Annotated in this window: 13 protein-coding genes and 1 pseudogene; 7 read left to right on the top strand and 7 right to left on the bottom strand. The window is 71.2% G+C overall.

Translation table 11 applies throughout. The annotated features are described in order from the left end of the window. Window positions 1-113: 113 nt before the first annotated feature. Window positions 114-1,139, top strand: coding sequence for a helix-turn-helix transcriptional regulator (locus tag I3F54_RS06890; protein ID WP_240117718.1), 1,026 nt, complete (start codon window positions 114-116; stop codon window positions 1,137-1,139). Here I3F54_RS06890 and I3F54_RS06885 read toward each other — a convergent pair. Continuing rightward, window positions 1,102-2,091, bottom strand: a complete 990-nt coding sequence (locus I3F54_RS06885; protein ID WP_240117717.1) for a helix-turn-helix transcriptional regulator — start codon at window positions 2,089-2,091, stop codon at window positions 1,102-1,104. The two genes, I3F54_RS06890 and I3F54_RS06885, sit on opposite strands and share 38 nt — an antisense overlap. Window positions 2,092-2,176: 85 nt before the next feature. Then, a complete protein-coding gene (locus tag I3F54_RS06880; protein WP_240117716.1) occupies window positions 2,177-3,214 on the bottom strand; it encodes a helix-turn-helix transcriptional regulator in 1,038 nt (345 codons plus the stop codon). 277 nt (window positions 3,215-3,491) lie between these two features. On the opposite strand from I3F54_RS06880, the gene I3F54_RS06875 reads away from it, so the two are divergent. Beyond that, complete coding sequence (locus I3F54_RS06875) at window positions 3,492-3,830, top strand: hypothetical protein (protein ID WP_240117715.1); 339 nt, start codon at window positions 3,492-3,494, stop codon at window positions 3,828-3,830. A gap of 174 nt (window positions 3,831-4,004) precedes the next feature. On the opposite strand, the gene I3F54_RS06870 is transcribed toward I3F54_RS06875, so the two are convergent. Further along, window positions 4,005-4,418: a TIGR03618 family F420-dependent PPOX class oxidoreductase gene (locus I3F54_RS06870; protein WP_240117714.1), complete on the bottom strand. Its 414-nt coding sequence runs from the start codon at window positions 4,416-4,418 to the stop codon at window positions 4,005-4,007. Window positions 4,419-4,976: 558 nt separating this feature from the next. On the opposite strand from I3F54_RS06870, the gene clpB reads away from it, so the two are divergent. After that, window positions 4,977-7,574: an ATP-dependent chaperone ClpB gene (gene clpB, locus I3F54_RS06865; RefSeq protein WP_240117713.1), complete on the top strand. Its 2,598-nt coding sequence runs from the start codon at window positions 4,977-4,979 to the stop codon at window positions 7,572-7,574. A gap of 32 nt (window positions 7,575-7,606) precedes the next feature. Here the strand turns inward: clpB and I3F54_RS06860 are convergent, their stop codons facing one another. Further along, complete coding sequence (locus tag I3F54_RS06860) at window positions 7,607-8,185, bottom strand: hypothetical protein (protein ID WP_240117712.1); 579 nt, start codon at window positions 8,183-8,185, stop codon at window positions 7,607-7,609. Between the two features lie 209 nt (window positions 8,186-8,394). On the opposite strand from I3F54_RS06860, the gene I3F54_RS06855 reads away from it, so the two are divergent. From I3F54_RS06855 to I3F54_RS06845, 3 genes are all read left to right on the top strand, one after another. Then, window positions 8,395-8,925, top strand: a complete 531-nt coding sequence (locus I3F54_RS06855; RefSeq protein ID WP_240117711.1) for a YbjN domain-containing protein — start codon at window positions 8,395-8,397, stop codon at window positions 8,923-8,925. A gap of 209 nt (window positions 8,926-9,134) precedes the next feature. Beyond that, entirely contained in the window at window positions 9,135-9,404 is a 270-nt protein-coding gene (locus I3F54_RS06850) for a type II toxin-antitoxin system Phd/YefM family antitoxin (protein ID WP_240117710.1), read from the top strand. Then, window positions 9,397-9,660 carry a type II toxin-antitoxin system RelE/ParE family toxin gene (locus I3F54_RS06845; protein WP_240117709.1) on the top strand — a complete coding sequence of 88 codons (264 nt, stop codon included), beginning with the start codon at window positions 9,397-9,399 and terminating at the stop codon, window positions 9,658-9,660. The genes I3F54_RS06850 and I3F54_RS06845 overlap by 8 nt, the downstream gene beginning before the upstream one ends. Window positions 9,661-10,226: 566 nt before the next feature. Here I3F54_RS06845 and I3F54_RS06840 read toward each other — a convergent pair. The 3 genes and pseudogenes from I3F54_RS06840 to I3F54_RS06830 form a co-directional block, all read right to left on the bottom strand. Further along, window positions 10,227-10,481, bottom strand: a pseudogene (locus tag I3F54_RS06840) (aminotransferase); the annotation flags it as partial. A 287-nt stretch (window positions 10,482-10,768) separates the two neighbouring features. Then, on the bottom strand, window positions 10,769-10,927 hold the full coding sequence (locus tag I3F54_RS06835; RefSeq protein WP_240117708.1) for a hypothetical protein: 159 nt from the start codon (window positions 10,925-10,927) through the stop codon (window positions 10,769-10,771). A gap of 41 nt (window positions 10,928-10,968) precedes the next feature. Continuing rightward, the gene (locus tag I3F54_RS06830) at window positions 10,969-13,386 is read right to left on the bottom strand and encodes a LuxR C-terminal-related transcriptional regulator (protein ID WP_240117707.1); all 2,418 of its coding nucleotides are present in this window, start codon (window positions 13,384-13,386) and stop codon (window positions 10,969-10,971) included. 339 nt (window positions 13,387-13,725) lie between these two features. Between I3F54_RS06830 and I3F54_RS06825 the strand changes: the two genes are divergently transcribed. Beyond that, window positions 13,726-14,667, top strand: coding sequence for a glycoside hydrolase family 19 protein (locus tag I3F54_RS06825; RefSeq protein WP_240117706.1), 942 nt, complete (start codon window positions 13,726-13,728; stop codon window positions 14,665-14,667). The last annotated feature ends 19 nt before the right edge of the window (window positions 14,668-14,686 follow it).

Genomic DNA, 14,686 nt, shown 5'->3' with positions numbered 1-14,686 from the left:
GGTCGAACCGGTGGTTTCCGACGGTCCCGCCGCGGGGAGCCGTGTTGCGGACCACGCCCTGTCCGCGCATAGTTGCGCTGCGGAAGCAGCGGACAGCGGGGGTGGGATGGGCGATGACCGGGCACGGGACGGATGAGCATCCACACGGTGCTGACCGACTGTGCGAAGCCGGGGATCGCGTGTATTCCCGGGCCGTACGGCGGGGCCGGGTGTCGCGCCGGGACGCGGAGACGGTGCCGTGCCTGCTGGAGCTGGCCCTGCTGCATCCCGACCCCGACGACATGGACTTCCTGGTGCCCACCGCGCCTCAGGAGGTCATGACCCGGCTCCTGCGCGGTGTCTACGACGAGGTCACCGCGAGCCAGCGGCGGGTGGGGACGGCGGTGTCCGCGTTCGAGTGGTACGCGGGCCTGGGCCGGCAACTGGCGATGGCCCCCGCGGAGGGGGCGGCGATCCGCGTCCTGGACGGCCTGTCCCGCATCCAGGCGGCGATGGACGAGGCGACGGCGGCCTGCACGACGGAGGTCCTCACCGTGCAGCCGGGCGGCATCCGCCGCGAGCACGAGCTGACCGAGGGACTGCACCGGGCGCTGGCCCTGCGCGGCCGGGGCGTGCGGATGCGCGACCTGTACAACCACGTGGCCCGGCACGGCCAGGGCCTGCTCACCTACCTGGAACTGATGGGCGACGCCGTGGAGGCGCGCACGCTGGACGAGGTCACCGACCGGCTCATCCTCTTCGACCGCACGGTCGCCTTCATCCCGGCCAACAGCGACCGGACGATGGCGCTGGAGCTGCGGCACCCCGCGCTGATCTCGTACCTGGTGACCGTCTTCGAGCGCCTGTGGCGCCTGGCGATCCCCCTCGCCGCACCGATCCCGGACACCGGCATCGAGGGCATCTCGCACCGCGAGAAGTCCATCGCGGCCCTGCTCGCGGAGGGCCACCAGGACGCGGTCATCGCCGAGCGCCTGGGCATCAGCGTCCGCACCTGCCGGGCCCACATCGCGCGCCTGTCGGAGACCCTGGGCGCGGCCAGCCGCACCCAGCTGGGCGTCCGCATCGCCCAGGCCGGCCTGGACGTCCACACGTCCACCCGTCTCACGATCCCTGATCAAGGATCCCCGACCGTGCGATGAGGTAGCCGAGTTGGGCGCGGCTGTCGCTGCCGAGCGTGGCGGCGAGCTTGGCGATGTGGACGCGGGCGGTGCGGACGTTCATGCCCAGGCGCTCGGCGATGACGGCGTCGGTGTGCCCCTCGACGAGCAGGGCCGCGATGGCGTGCTGGCGGGGGGTGACGCCGTTGAGGGTGGGCTGGTGGACGGCCTGCGGGTGCATGGGGGTGGCCAGGCGCCACAGCCGGTCGAAGGCGGTGACGAGGTAGGAGACCAGGGCGGGGTGGCGGACCTCCAGGGCGAGCAGGCCGTCATCGCCGGCGGGGATGAAGGCGACCGTGCGGTCGACGAGGATGAGCCGGTCGGTGACCTCGTCCAGGGTGCGGGCCTCGACGTCACCGCGCAGCTGCTCGTAGCGGGCGTGCACGAGGGGCATGTGACGCTGCGTGTGCTGGTACAGGGTGCGGATCCGGCCGCCCCGGTCGAGCAGGGCCTGGTCGCGGGACATGGCCACCACCTGGGCCCTGGCACCCCGCGCGGTGTTGTAGTGGGTGTGGGGCTGGACGCAGAGGACCTCCTGGCGGGCCTCGTCCATCGCCTCGGTGATGGCGTCGTTGATGCGGGTCGTGCCGCTGAGAACCCGGAGCGCGGCGGTGTCCGCCATCGCCCCGCTGCGGCTGTCGAGCCGCATGAGCCGCTCGAACTCCTCGGCCAGCCGCGCCTCCCGCCTCCGTTCCTGGGCGATCCGGGCCTCCGACGTGCGCAGGAGCCGGTGGAGGGCGACGGCCGGCGGTACCGGCTCCAGCCAGTGCAGGTCCTCGACGGACGGGTGCAGCAGGCCGAAGTCGAGCAGGCAGGGGGCCTCTTCGGCGTCCGGCCCGGGGATCCGGCCCTCGTGCAGGGCGCGTTCGTACAGCCGGGTACCGGCGGCGCACAGGTCCTCCACACCGTGCTCCTGATGCGCTGCCGGGCTCATGCGCCGGACCCTCCCTCCTGACCGGGGACCCCCGGCCGCTCCCGCGCGTGGCGCGGCTCGACGCCGTGGCCGTGCGTCCTCGCCGTCACGGGCCGCTCTCTCCCTGAGCCACCCGCTGGTCCTGGTCCAGGATTCCGGACTGGGCGATGAGGAAGCCGAGTTGGGCCCGGCTGCCGCTGCCGAGGGCCTGCGCCAGTTTGGCGATGTGGGCGCGGCAGGTGCGCACGTTCATGCCGAGGCGGCGGGCGATGGCCTCGTCCACGTGCCCCTCCACCAGGAGCTTGGCGATGGAGTGCTGGATGTCCGTGATGCCGTCGGGGGCCGTTTCGTAGGGGGCGCCCGCGTTCAGCGGGACGGCGCGGCTCCACATGAACTCGAACACCTTGATCAGGTAGCGGACCAGGCCCGGGTGGCGCAGTTCCAGGGCGACTTGCCGGTCGTCGCGGGTGGGGATGAACGCGACGGTCTCGTCGCAGATGATGAGGCGCTCGACCAGTTCGTCGATGGTGCGCACCTCGACCTTGCCGTCGGCTATCTGCTCCACGTAGGCCAGCGTCTCGGGGCTGTGCCGCGCGGTGTGCTGGTAGAGCGTGCGCAGCCGCACCCCTCGCTCGATCAGCGGCCGGTCGCGCTCCAGACCCTTCATCAGGTTGGCCTCCAGGCGCCGGCCGCCGGGCTGTACCGTGAGCACTTCCGTCTGCGACTCCGACACGGCGTTGTTGAGCGCCGCGTTGATCCTGTCCTTGCCCTCCAGCACGCTGATGGCATGGGTCGCCGCCGCGCCCTGGGCACTCGCGGCCATGAACGGCTCGAAAACGTCGGCCAGTTCGATGGAGAGCCGCCTGCGCTCCGTGATCTCCCGCTCGATCGGATGCAGGCGCTGGGCCAGCGCGACGGACGGGGGGACGGGGCGCAACCAGTTACCGTCGTCGGGGTCCGGGTGCAGCAGCGCGTACTCCATGAGACACGGGGCCGACTCCACGTCGGCGCGCGCGATTCGTCCGGTGCGCAGGGCATGGGCGTAGAGGCGACTGCCTTCGTCGCACAGATCGGTTATCGGGTGGGGATGCACAGCTTGCGTACCTTTTGTCCCCAATTCTCCACCCCCCAGGGTCCTGAACATGCAGGAACATGATGCATCGATTGTGTGGCCATGACGTGCCTGAATGAGCCATCGTCTTACCGGACGGGGGAAGAGGAGACCATCGAGTGAGGACGAAGCCGACCATGCGTAAGAGAATGCTTCGCTCGGTACTTGCCGCTGCTCTCTCCGCCGTCGCGGTTCTCGGCACTGTGAGCGGCCTCGCCAGCAAGTCGAGTGACGTGCGAGCGAACACGAGTTCTGTTGCGGTGAGTGTCGGCGGCGATCACACCGACGACACGTCGTGGGACTGATCGTGATGACCACACCACCCGACGACCGATCCTTCCGACGGGAAATGGCCACCGCCTATCGCTCCGGCTGGCACTTCATCGACCTGGTCACCGCCATCCCCCACAGCGGTGACTCGCTGATGGTGACCGTGTTCGGCGAGCCGGTCGTCGTCACCCGTGACGACGACGGGGACGTGCGGGCGTACCGATGTCTGCGGCGGCCTCGGGGGGCGCCGCAGCCAGTGCGATGTGCCATCCGGTACGGAATGATCTTCGTTAACCTCGACCAGCGCGAGCACCAGCTGGCCGAGCCGGCGGCCCCCACCGCCCCGCGCACCATCTCAGCCACCCCCCGCAGTGCCTGACGCGATTCCCCCGTCGTAAAAGATCGCTCAGGCGCTTCCCCCCGCAGCGGCGTCACCGTGACCTGAACACGGTGACGCCGCTGTAGTTCCTGGGGACGTTTCCGGAAGCGGGCCGTTCGGCGTCTGCCGTGTCTGCCGTGTCGTGCGTCCTCGGCCGTGGTGGGGGACATGCCGTCAGCCACGCCCCATCGCGCGGTCCAGCTCGATCTCGATCACCACGCGCGCGGGGTTCGGCGACGGCGCCCTCTCGTACCGCTCGGCATAGCGCCGCTCCGCCTCCGCGACCCGCTCGCGCTCGGTGTGGACGAAGGCGCGGCCCTCCAGCGTGGCCCAGCGGCGCCCGGACACCTGGCAGACGGCGACCCGTGCACCGTCCGGTCCGGCGGCCAGGACATGGGCGACCTTCGCGCTTCCCTTGTCGGTGATCACCCGGGCCAGCCGTGCCCCGGGGTCGTAGGTGACGCCCACGGGGACGACGTGCGGCGTGCCGTCCGGACGCAGGGTCGTCAGCGTGCACAGATGCCTCTCGCGCCAGAAGGCGAGGTACGGCGCGTCGGGCGCGCCCGGATCCTGGGGATATGCGGCCATGGGGTGGAACCTAGTCCATGGGGCGTGGGCGCACGGGAGGGGTATCCGGCCATGTCGGGACAGGCCTGCGGATCCGGGCGGAAGGGAGTCGGCCGGGGCGGGGAGCGCCGCTGCGGGCGGCCGGTCGGGGCCGCCGCGGCAGGGCGATTTCCGGCCGGACCCGTTGCGCCCGGGGGTCGGTTTCCGGTCAGGTCGCGGCCTTCCGGCGGTGCGGCCGGGTGGACCGGGCGCACCCCGGCTCCCAGGGGGTCCCGGGATCTTCCGGGATCTTCCGGGGCCTTTCCGGGTGCCCTCCGGGTTCCGGGGCGGCCGCCCTCGCCCTCGGGGGCGGTTCCTCCGTATCGGAGGGGTGGGTGGCGCCGTCGGAGGGTTGGCTGGGGCGGGCCGGACGGTCCGGGGTGGTCCGGGTGGATGGGGCCTCTCGGCCCCGGGTCCGGTCCGGTCGGGCCATGGGCTCCCGTCCACACCTTGAGTGGAATAGACTCAACTTTGTTACCTTGACCGAGTCAGTGCTGGAGTGACGAGGCCGACAGCTCACGCTAGGAGGAGAAGACGAACGTGGACGCCGAGCTGACCAACCGGAGCCGGGACGCGATCAACGCCGCCAGCCAGCGCGCCGTGACCGAAGGGAATCCCGACCTCACCCCCGCCCACCTGCTCCTTGCTCTGCTCCAGGGGCAGGACAACGAGAACATCGTCGATCTGCTCGCCGCCGTCGACGCCGACCAGGCCGCCGTGCGGGCGGAGGCCGACAAGGTGCTCGCCTCGCTGCCCAGCGTGACCGGGTCCACCGTCGCGCCCCCGCAGCCGAACCGGGAACTCCTCGCGGTCATCGCCGACGCCCAGGCCAAGGCCCGCGAACTCGGCGACGAGTACCTCTCCACCGAGCACCTGCTGATCGGCATCGCCGGCAAGGGCGGCAGCGCCGGTGACGTGCTCACCCGCCAGGGCGCCACCGCCGGGAAGCTGCTCGAAGCCTTCCAGAAGGCCCGGGGCGGCCGGCGGGTCACCACCGCCGACCCCGAGGGGCAGTACAAGGCCCTGGAGAAGTTCGGCACCGACTTCACCGCCGCCGCCCGCGAGGGCAGGCTCGACCCCGTCATCGGGCGGGACCAGGAGATCCGCCGGGTCGTGCAGGTGCTGTCCCGGCGCACCAAGAACAACCCCGTGCTGATCGGCGAGCCCGGGGTCGGCAAGACCGCCGTCGTCGAAGGACTGGCCCAGCGGATCGTCAAGGGGGACGTGCCCGAGTCCCTCAGGGACAAGCGGCTCGTCGCGCTCGACCTCGGTGCCATGGTCGCCGGCGCCAAGTACCGCGGCGAGTTCGAGGAGCGCCTGAAGACCGTCCTCGCCGAGATCAAGGAAAGCGACGGGCAGATCATCACCTTCATCGACGAACTGCACACCGTCGTGGGCGCCGGTGCGGGTGGCGACTCGGCCATGGATGCCGGCAACATGCTCAAGCCGATGCTCGCCCGCGGCGAGCTGCGCATGGTCGGTGCCACCACCCTGGACGAGTACCGCGAGCGGATCGAGAAGGACCCCGCCCTGGAGCGGCGCTTCCAGCAGGTGCTGGTCGCCGAGCCGTCCGTCGAGGACACCATCGCGATCCTGCGCGGGCTCAAGGGACGCTACGAGGCCCACCACAAGGTGCAGATCGCGGACGCGGCGCTGGTGGCCGCGGCCACCCTCTCCGACCGGTACATCACCTCCCGCTTCCTCCCCGACAAGGCCATCGACCTGGTCGACGAGTCGGCCTCCCGGCTGCGCATGGAGATCGACTCCTCGCCCGTCGAGATCGACGAACTCCAACGCGCCGTCGACCGGCTGAAGATGGAGGAGCTCGCCCTCGACAAGGAGACCGACCCGGCCTCTCGCGAGCGCCTGGACAAGCTGCGCCGCGACCTCGCCGACAAGGAGGAGGAGCTGCGCGGCCTCAACGCCCGCTGGGAGAAGGAGAAGCAGTCCCTCAACCGCGTCGGCGAGCTGAAGGAGCGCCTCGACGACGTGCGCGGCCAGGCCGAGCGCGCCCAGCGCGACGGCGACTTCGACACCGCCTCCAAGCTGCTGTACGGCGAGATCCCGGCCCTGGAGCGGGACCTGGAAGCCGCCTCCGAGGCCGAGGAGGAGGCCGCCAAGGACACGATGGTCAAGGAGGAGGTCGGCTCGGACGACATCGCCGACGTCGTCGCCTCCTGGACCGGCATCCCGGCCGGACGCCTGATGGAGGGCGAGACGCAGAAGCTGCTGCGTATGGAGGAGGAGCTGGGCAAGCGGCTCATCGGCCAGGCGGAGGCCGTGCGGGCGGTGAGCGACGCGGTGCGCCGCTCCCGTGCCGGCATCGCCGACCCGGACCGGCCCACCGGCTCCTTCCTCTTCCTCGGCCCCACCGGCGTGGGCAAGACGGAGCTGGCGAAGGCGCTCGCCGACTTCCTCTTCGACGACGAGCGGGCCATGGTCCGCATCGACATGAGCGAGTACGGCGAGAAGCACAGCGTCGCCCGGCTCGTCGGCGCACCCCCCGGGTACGTCGGCTACGAGGAGGGCGGCCAGCTCACCGAGGCGGTGCGCCGCCGGCCGTACTCCGTCGTGCTGCTCGACGAGGTCGAGAAGGCCCACCCCGAGGTCTTCGACATCCTCCTCCAGGTGCTGGACGACGGCCGCCTGACGGACGGTCAGGGACGCACGGTCGACTTCCGCAACACGATCCTCGTCCTGACGTCCAACCTGGGCAGCCAGTTCCTGGTCGACCCGCTGACCACCGAGACGGAGAAGAAGGAGCAGGTGCTGGAGATCGTGCGGGCCTCCTTCAAGCCGGAGTTCCTCAACCGGCTGGACGACCTCGTGGTCTTCTCCGCCCTCAGCAAGGAGGAACTGGAGCGGATCGCACAGCTCCAGATCGACCGGCTGGCCAGGCGGCTCGCCGAGCGGCGGCTCACACTGGAGGTCACCCCCGGGGCGCTGGCCTGGCTCGCCGACGAGGGCAACGACCCGGCCTACGGAGCACGCCCGCTGCGCCGGCTGGTGCAGACGGCCATCGGGGACCGCCTGGCCAGGGAGATCCTCTCCGGCGAGGTCAAGGACGGCGACACGGTACGTGTGGACACGCACGGCGACGGGCTGGCCGTCGGACCGGCCACCGGCAAGACGCTGTAGCCGCCGCACGGCCCGGGCCGGCGGTCGAACGGTCAGGTGAACGCGTCGAAGGCGACGGGGACGGTGTCGGGAGACTCGTCCGCGCCCTTCGGACCGACATGCCCCGCCGCCCGGTGTCCGTGCTCCCCGTCGTAGGGCACCGGGGCGTTCACGTCCACGCGGCGCGGCCCGGTGCAGGGAGGGCGGACGACCACCGCACCCGTGCGGTGGTCGCGTCCTCCTGCGTCACGTTCCCGGTCACGGCGTGGGCCTCGGCGCCTGCCGGAGCCCACCCTGCTTCTCGGCGCCGAGTTCGAGACAGAGATCCGCTCCGTGATCGCACCCCGCCGTCCCGGGCTCCCCCCCTGCGGGGACGGGCCCGTCAGCCAGCCTCGGACCGCCGCGCGCGGCATGCGGAAGGTGCCCGCGCGGTACGGGTGCAGCCGGGACTCCACCCGGCGGCCGGTGGCGTACACGCCCGCCGGCGGCCGCGCCCCGCCGAAGGCGAGCGCGTCGGCGCACGGCGCCTTCTCCGAGGTGCCGCCGAGCGGGTCGTCCGAGATCAGGAAGGGCACCGCCGGCGCGGCCAGGTCGGCCAGGAGCGACGGCGGCAGGGCGAGGATCACCGCCACCACCGACCACCTGGTCCGCCCGGGCACCGCGGTCCGCGCCGGCACGGCCTTCGTTGCCGCCCCCGTCGTGCGCCCGCCCCTCCCCCGTCCCGGTTGGCCTCCGACCGGCCAGATCATGTCAGCCGACGGCTGACAGGGCACGCCGGGGCTTGCTTCCCCCCTCCCCCGGTGAGGGAGGATGGCGGAATCCGTACGAAGGGAAATACACGGTGAGCATCGACCCGTCCTCGATTCCGAACTTCGGGGGCCAGCCCGAGCCGCAGCCCCAAGGACCGGCGGGCCCCGTCGTCCCGGATCAGGATCTCGTGAAGCAGCTCCTGGACCAGATGGAGCTCAAGTACGTCATCGACGAGGAAGGCGACCTCGCCGCTCCGTGGGAGCAGTTCCGTACGTACTTCATGTTCCGCGGTGAGGGTGACCAGCAGGTCTTCTCCGTGCGGACGTTCTACGACCGGCCCCACGAGATCGACGAGAAGCCTCAGCTGCTGGAGTCCATCGACGACTGGAACCGCCGCACCCTGTGGCCCAAGGTCTACACGCACACCCACGACGACGGCACGGTCCGCCTCATCGGCGAGGCACAGATGCTGATCGGCACGGGTGTCAACCTGGAGTTCTTCGTCTCCTCCACGGTGAGCTGGGTGCGGGCCGCGATCGAGTTCGACCGCTGGCTCGTGGAGCAGCTCGGCCTGGAGCAGGAGGTCAACGAGGCAGAGAAGCCCGAAGAGGGCGACGAGTAGTCCGCCGCCCGGCTCCCGCGGCGACGCGTCCGCGATCACGACCGGACCCGCGCCGGCAGCCGAACCGAGCCCGGCCAGGGCACCGACCATCACGGTCGCGTGCCAGGGCCGGGCTCTGGCGTTTCCGGACTCATTCGCATGCGGGCTCACAGGTCTGCACCTTGAGCGCGCCTTTGTGTACACATGAGACACTCGGTACTCTTGAGCGCATGACGCAGCCCATGCCCATGGAGTCCATCCGCGATGTCCGGGCACACCTGGCCGAGGTCGTTGAGCGGGCCGACCGGGACGATGTACCCACCGTCATCACCCGGCGCGGCAAGCAGGTCGCTGCCGTGGTGTCCATTGAGGTGCTGCGCAAATACCAGGAGTGGGAAGAGCGCGAGATCAACCGGATCATCGACGAGCGCATGGCCGACCCGGCGCCCGGCATCCCGATCGAGGACATCATGAGGGAGACGCTGGCGCGCAGTGAGTGAGTACCGCACCGTCGTCCGAGCCGAGGCTCAGGCCGAACTCCGCAAGGTCCCGCGTGGCACGGCCCTCCGCATTCTGGCCAGGCTGACTGAGCTGGAGAGCGACCCGACGGGGTTCAGCACCACGGCCCTCGGCTCCCAGCCCGACCGGCGCCGCCTGCGAGTAGGCGACTACCGCGTGATCTACACCATCGACAACGGCGAGCCGGTGGTGTGGGTCGTCCACGTCGGGCATCGCTCCACCGTCCACGACACCTGAGCACTCCTGGCATCGGGGCAGAATGTCCGGCAGCACCGATCCGGAAGGTGGAACAGATCCATCGGCGTCCCGGACGGACACCGGCCCCATTTTCCTGCCACGACGACGGCCAGCGCACCGGCCTGGACTACCGGCACGTGGCTCCTCCGGTGCGGGGGTGAGGTCTACCCAGGAGCCCAGTCCGTACAGCTGTTACGCGCCCGGCGACTTGAACCGGGATGCGGCCTCCTCCAGCACGCTTGGCCGCTTGCAGAGGTGCAAGGTAAACGCACCAACCATGCACGAACTCGTTAGGGTCGAATTTCTGTGCGAATCGCGTTGCGCAGGCAAGTTGCAGGGGGTTACACGTGTCCAGGGTTGAAAGGGTTCCATCCGTAGAATTTCGAATCGAACTGCCCAGGTGGGCCGGGCTGAACCGCTGGGTCTGGAAGTCCGCCGGGTCGGACTCCCCGCCCATGCCCGATTACATCCGCAACGTCCACGAGTTGGACCGCGCGCTCTACATCTACGCGTCTGCCGTGGCTCATCTGGTCACCCAGTACGTACACCACTTCCGGGTGGTCGCCTACTGCTGCTTCTATCACACCCTTCCGCTTGCAGAAAGCAAATCGAACAAAAGGCGCGCCTTGCTCGCGATGGTCGTAGAAGACCGCGTTCGGGACGGCGACGACCCCGCAACGTTCCGGCAGGGCGCGGCAGAAGGCGAAGCCGTCGCTCTCACCCAGCGCCCTGATGTCGGCGGTGATGAAGTAGGTGCCCGCCGGGCGGAAGACCGTGAAGCCCGCCTGCTCCAGGCCCGTCCCGAGCAGATCGCGTTCGGTGACGGAGCGGTTGGTTTGAGCGGAGGCCTCGGCGGTTCCGGGTGGGCTGTCGGCGCGTGGGAAGTCCTGCCCGAGGTTGATCCAGCCAGTGGCGGAGGCCGTCTGTGGATGCTGATCGAGAACATGCCGTCCGCGAGCTCGGCACGCAGGCACAGGATCGCTTCGGCTCCGTGAAGGCCCCAGCGGGCGCCTGTGATGTCGAGGCGGTCGGCGACCAGGTGGCGGCAGACGCCCTCTACCGCTCCGGTGGCGCTCGGCCATTCCTTGTCGAGAGCTGTGTCGGAACGTCAAGCTTGGACGCTGCTTTCCATGCCCTGGTCCGCCAGGGTCTTCTTCACGGTGTCCGGCTCGGTGCCGACGACCACCTTGTCCAGCAGCGCGGCGCCGACGCCGTTGTCGTGGACGGAGGCGGCCAGCACCACCACCGCGATCACCAGGCCCAGCACGTCAACGGCCAGTCCCCGGTTGCGCCCGGAAGGAACGCTTCCTAAACGGATTTCTGGAGCGGATCGGCATCCTGCCGGGCGGCCCAGGCGGCGATCTGGGCGCGGGAGTGCAGGCCGAGGGCGGTGCGGATGTTGCGGACGTGAGTCTCCACCGTCCGCACGGACACGTACAGGTGGGCCGCGATCTGGCGGTTGCTCAGGCCCTCGGTGACCAGCGCCGCCACCTCCCGCTCCCGGCCGCTGAGCGGCGCGCCGTCGCCCCGGCCCGCTGCGGGCGGGCCCTCCGGCCGGACGGCGTGGGCGACGACCTGCTCCGGCGTCAGTGCCACTCCGGATGCGAGGGCCGCCTCCGCCGCGGCCGCGGGCAACGCGGCGAAGGCCCGCGCGGAGGCGTCCGCGACGCAGTTCTGCCACCAGTCGCCGCCCGCGTCGAAGTCCCTGCTGGTGATGGCCTCGACGGCGGCCAGCAGCCGCAGGCCGTGTTCGAACCGACCCGCACGGATCGCGACGACGGCTAGGCCCTCCACGGACCAGGCGGTGCCGTTCGGCCAGTTCGCCCAGTCTGCCGAGCCCGCCAGCGAGTCCGCGAAGGAGGCCCGCGCCGCCGTGTCGTCGCCCACCGCGAGTGCCATCGCCCCCGCGGTGCGCAGCATCAGACCCAGCGGGCCGGGCGCGGCCTGGTCCCGTAGCGCAGGGAGGACCTCGGCGACGAGCGTCGACGCCTCCCTCGGCCTGCCGTGCTGCACCAGATGCCAGGCCAGGGCGTTGTTGGCGAACGAGGTCAGCAGGGGATCCTGCGTCGAGCGGCCGGTCCGCAGGTAGTACGCCAACCTCCCCGGGCGGCGCTTCGGGGCACAGGCCTCCTCGACCAGGCACAGCAGTAGCGGCAGCCTGTCGGGCAGCGGTTCCGGTGCGGTTGAGGCCACGGCCCTGGCCTCGGCGGCGCGGCAGGCCGCCACCGGATAGTCGAACTCCCAGGCCGCCAGCAGCGCGGCGGCGGCCAACGCCCCGACACGGTGCCGCGCCTCCGGCCCGGTGCGGGCCAGCGCGCGGCGGACCGACTCGCGGACGCCCTGGGTCCGGCCCTGGTGAATGGCGGCGAGGACGAGGCCGACCGTCAGTGCGAGCGCGCGCTCGTCCCCGTCCGAGCCGAGGCGTTCGACGGCGTGGCGCAGCGTGTCCCGCTCGGTGCACAGCCGTTGCAGTGGCCGGTCGGGTGTGGCAGGCCACTGCAGCAGCGGGGCCGACAGGGCGAGCAGATGCCGTGTCAACCGGTTGTAGGTCGCCGCCTCCTCGCCTGCCGCGCGCAGGCACTCGCGACCATGGTGACGGATCGGCTCCAGCATCCGGAACCGCGCCGAGCCGAGGCCGTCGACGTCGACGTCGCAGGCGACCAGGGACTTCGCCGCCAGGCGGGCGAGCAGGTGCGGAACGGCCGCCGCGCGGACGCCGTCGTCCTCCGTGCCTGCCACGGCCGCGGCCGTCTCGGCCCCGAAGGGGCCCGGCAGCACGGAGAGCCTGCGGAACAGTTGCCGCTCCGGGCCGTCCAGCAGCCGGTGCCCCCAGTCGAGTGCGGCGCGCAGGCTGTGGTGCCGCCCCGGTGCCGTGCGCCAGCCGCCGGCCAGGAAGGAGAGCGGGTCGGTGAGCCGCTCATTGATCTCGGCGGGCGGGAAGGCCCGCGCCAGGCGCGCCGCCAGCTCGATGGCGAGTGGAAGGCCGTCGAGGCGGGCGCAGATGGCCGCGATCTGCGCGGCGTCGCGGGCTTCGAATCGGAGATCCGGTGCGACCGCCCTGGCCCGGTCCACGAAGAGCCGTGCGGCGTCGGACAGTTCGCGGCCCGCAGGGACGGCTGGGGCCGTCTTCGGGTGCAGGTTGAGCCCGCTGAGACTGAAGACGACCTCGCCGGGCAGGTCGAGAGGTTCGCGACTGGTGGCCAGCACCCGCAACGCCGCATGGCGGGAGAGCAGTTCGCCGAGCAGTCGGCCACAGTCGTCGAGCAGGTGCTCGCAGTTGTCCAGGAGGACGAGTACCTCGCTGGCCGGGGTCGCGGTGGCGCCGGCCAGGGCCTCGGCCGCGGCCACGCGTGCCGCGGCACCGTCGACGTACGAGGCCAGCTCGACCACCGCGAGCGCGCGGCGGCCGCCGCGCTGCTCGGCTGCCGCCAGCTCGGCGGCGAGGCGCGTCTTGCCCACGCCTGCGGGCCCCACCAGGGTGAGCAGCCGGGTGCCGCGCAACAGGCGTGCCGTCTCCTCCAGTTCGCGCTCGCGGCCGACGAAGCTGGTCAGCTGTGTGAGCAGGAGCGAGCGCCCTTGAGCGCGCCGGCGGTACGCGCGCTGTCGGCAGGCGTTCGAGCAGTAGCGGGGTGCCGGCGCAGGTCGGGCGGATGTGCGCCCGTCGCCGAGGGGACTTCCGACGGATCGTCCGCAGACCTCGCACGAGGTGGTCCCGCGGTGGGGCATCTCCAGCTCCAGTCAGATGTACAGGTATAGACAACCTCTGCCCAGCTTGCACGCATGCGCGGCGTGATTGGTATGACCTTTGACAATTCTTTGACTGAGACCCGACAGCGACAGCTGACGGCGGAACCGGCGTCCACCTGGGCGCGCATCGGTGTTCACCGCCGTTACGCGAGCGACTGCGGACCTCGCGGGGGCTGCGGTTCGTACGGAGGTGGTCGCCCGGCCGCCGATCCGACCATGGTGCTGCCCGCAGGCGGGCAACCCCCCCTGGCCCACGCCTGCGGACACGCCCCCTCCATGACTTCGCGGTCCGCCCCGAGACCGCAGAAGGGTGACGCCATGTCCACGAAGCGCACGCTCGCAGTGCTCTCGGCGATTGTCGCCGCACTCGCGACACTCGCCCTCCCGGCGGTCGCCTCGGCCGACGCGACCGCCGGGACGCCGGCGGCCCAGGCCGGCCCCTGTGCGACCTACCCCGCCTGGGTGAGCGGCCAGTTCTACTCCGCCGGAACCGTCGTCCAGTACACGAACGGACACTACTACCAGGCCCTGCACGACAATCCTGGCTACAGCCCGGTGGTCAGCACCTGGTACTGGGCGCCGTTCAGTTGCGCCCCCTCGCCCAGTCCGACACCGAGCCCGACCTCGACTCCTGCGCCGACCGGATTCCCGGTCAGCCAGGCGCAGTTCAACCAGATGTTCCCGAACCGCAGCCCGTTCTACACATACCAGGGCCTGCTCGGCGCCCTGGCCGCCTACCCGGGATTCGCGGCCACGGGCAGCGCCGCCGTCCGCGCGCAGGAGGCCGCAGCCTTCCTCGCCAACGTCGGCCACGAAACCGGCGGACTGGTCTACGTGGTGGAGCAGAACACCGCCAACTACTCGCACTACTGCGACACCACGCAGCCCTACGGCTGCCCGGCGGGCCAGTCGGCCTACTACGGTCGTGGACCGCTCCAGCTCAGCTGGAACTTCAACTACAAGGCCGCCGGCGACGCCCTCGGCATCGACCTGCTCGACAACCCCGGCCTGGTGCAGACCGACTCGACGGTGAGCTGGAAGACCGCCCTGTGGTTCTGGAACACCCGGAAGGGCGCCGGCACGACCTCCGCGCACAACGCCATCGTCGACGGCTACGGCTTCGGCGCCACCATCCGCAGCATCAACGGCGCCATCGAGTGCAACGGCGGCAACCCGGCCGAGGTCCAGGACCGGGTCGCCACCTACCAGCGCTTCGTCCAGATCCTGGGCACGGTCCCGGGCCCGAACCTGGGCTGCTGAAGCAGCCCATCCACGAAGG

Origin of the sequence: Streptomyces sp. MUM 2J (assembly GCF_022414535.1) — a bacterium.
Taxonomy (GTDB): domain Bacteria; phylum Actinomycetota; class Actinomycetes; order Streptomycetales; family Streptomycetaceae; genus Streptomyces.
The sequence above is the reverse complement of the archived record's forward strand: the minus strand, read 5'-3'. Positions and strand labels throughout refer to the sequence as shown.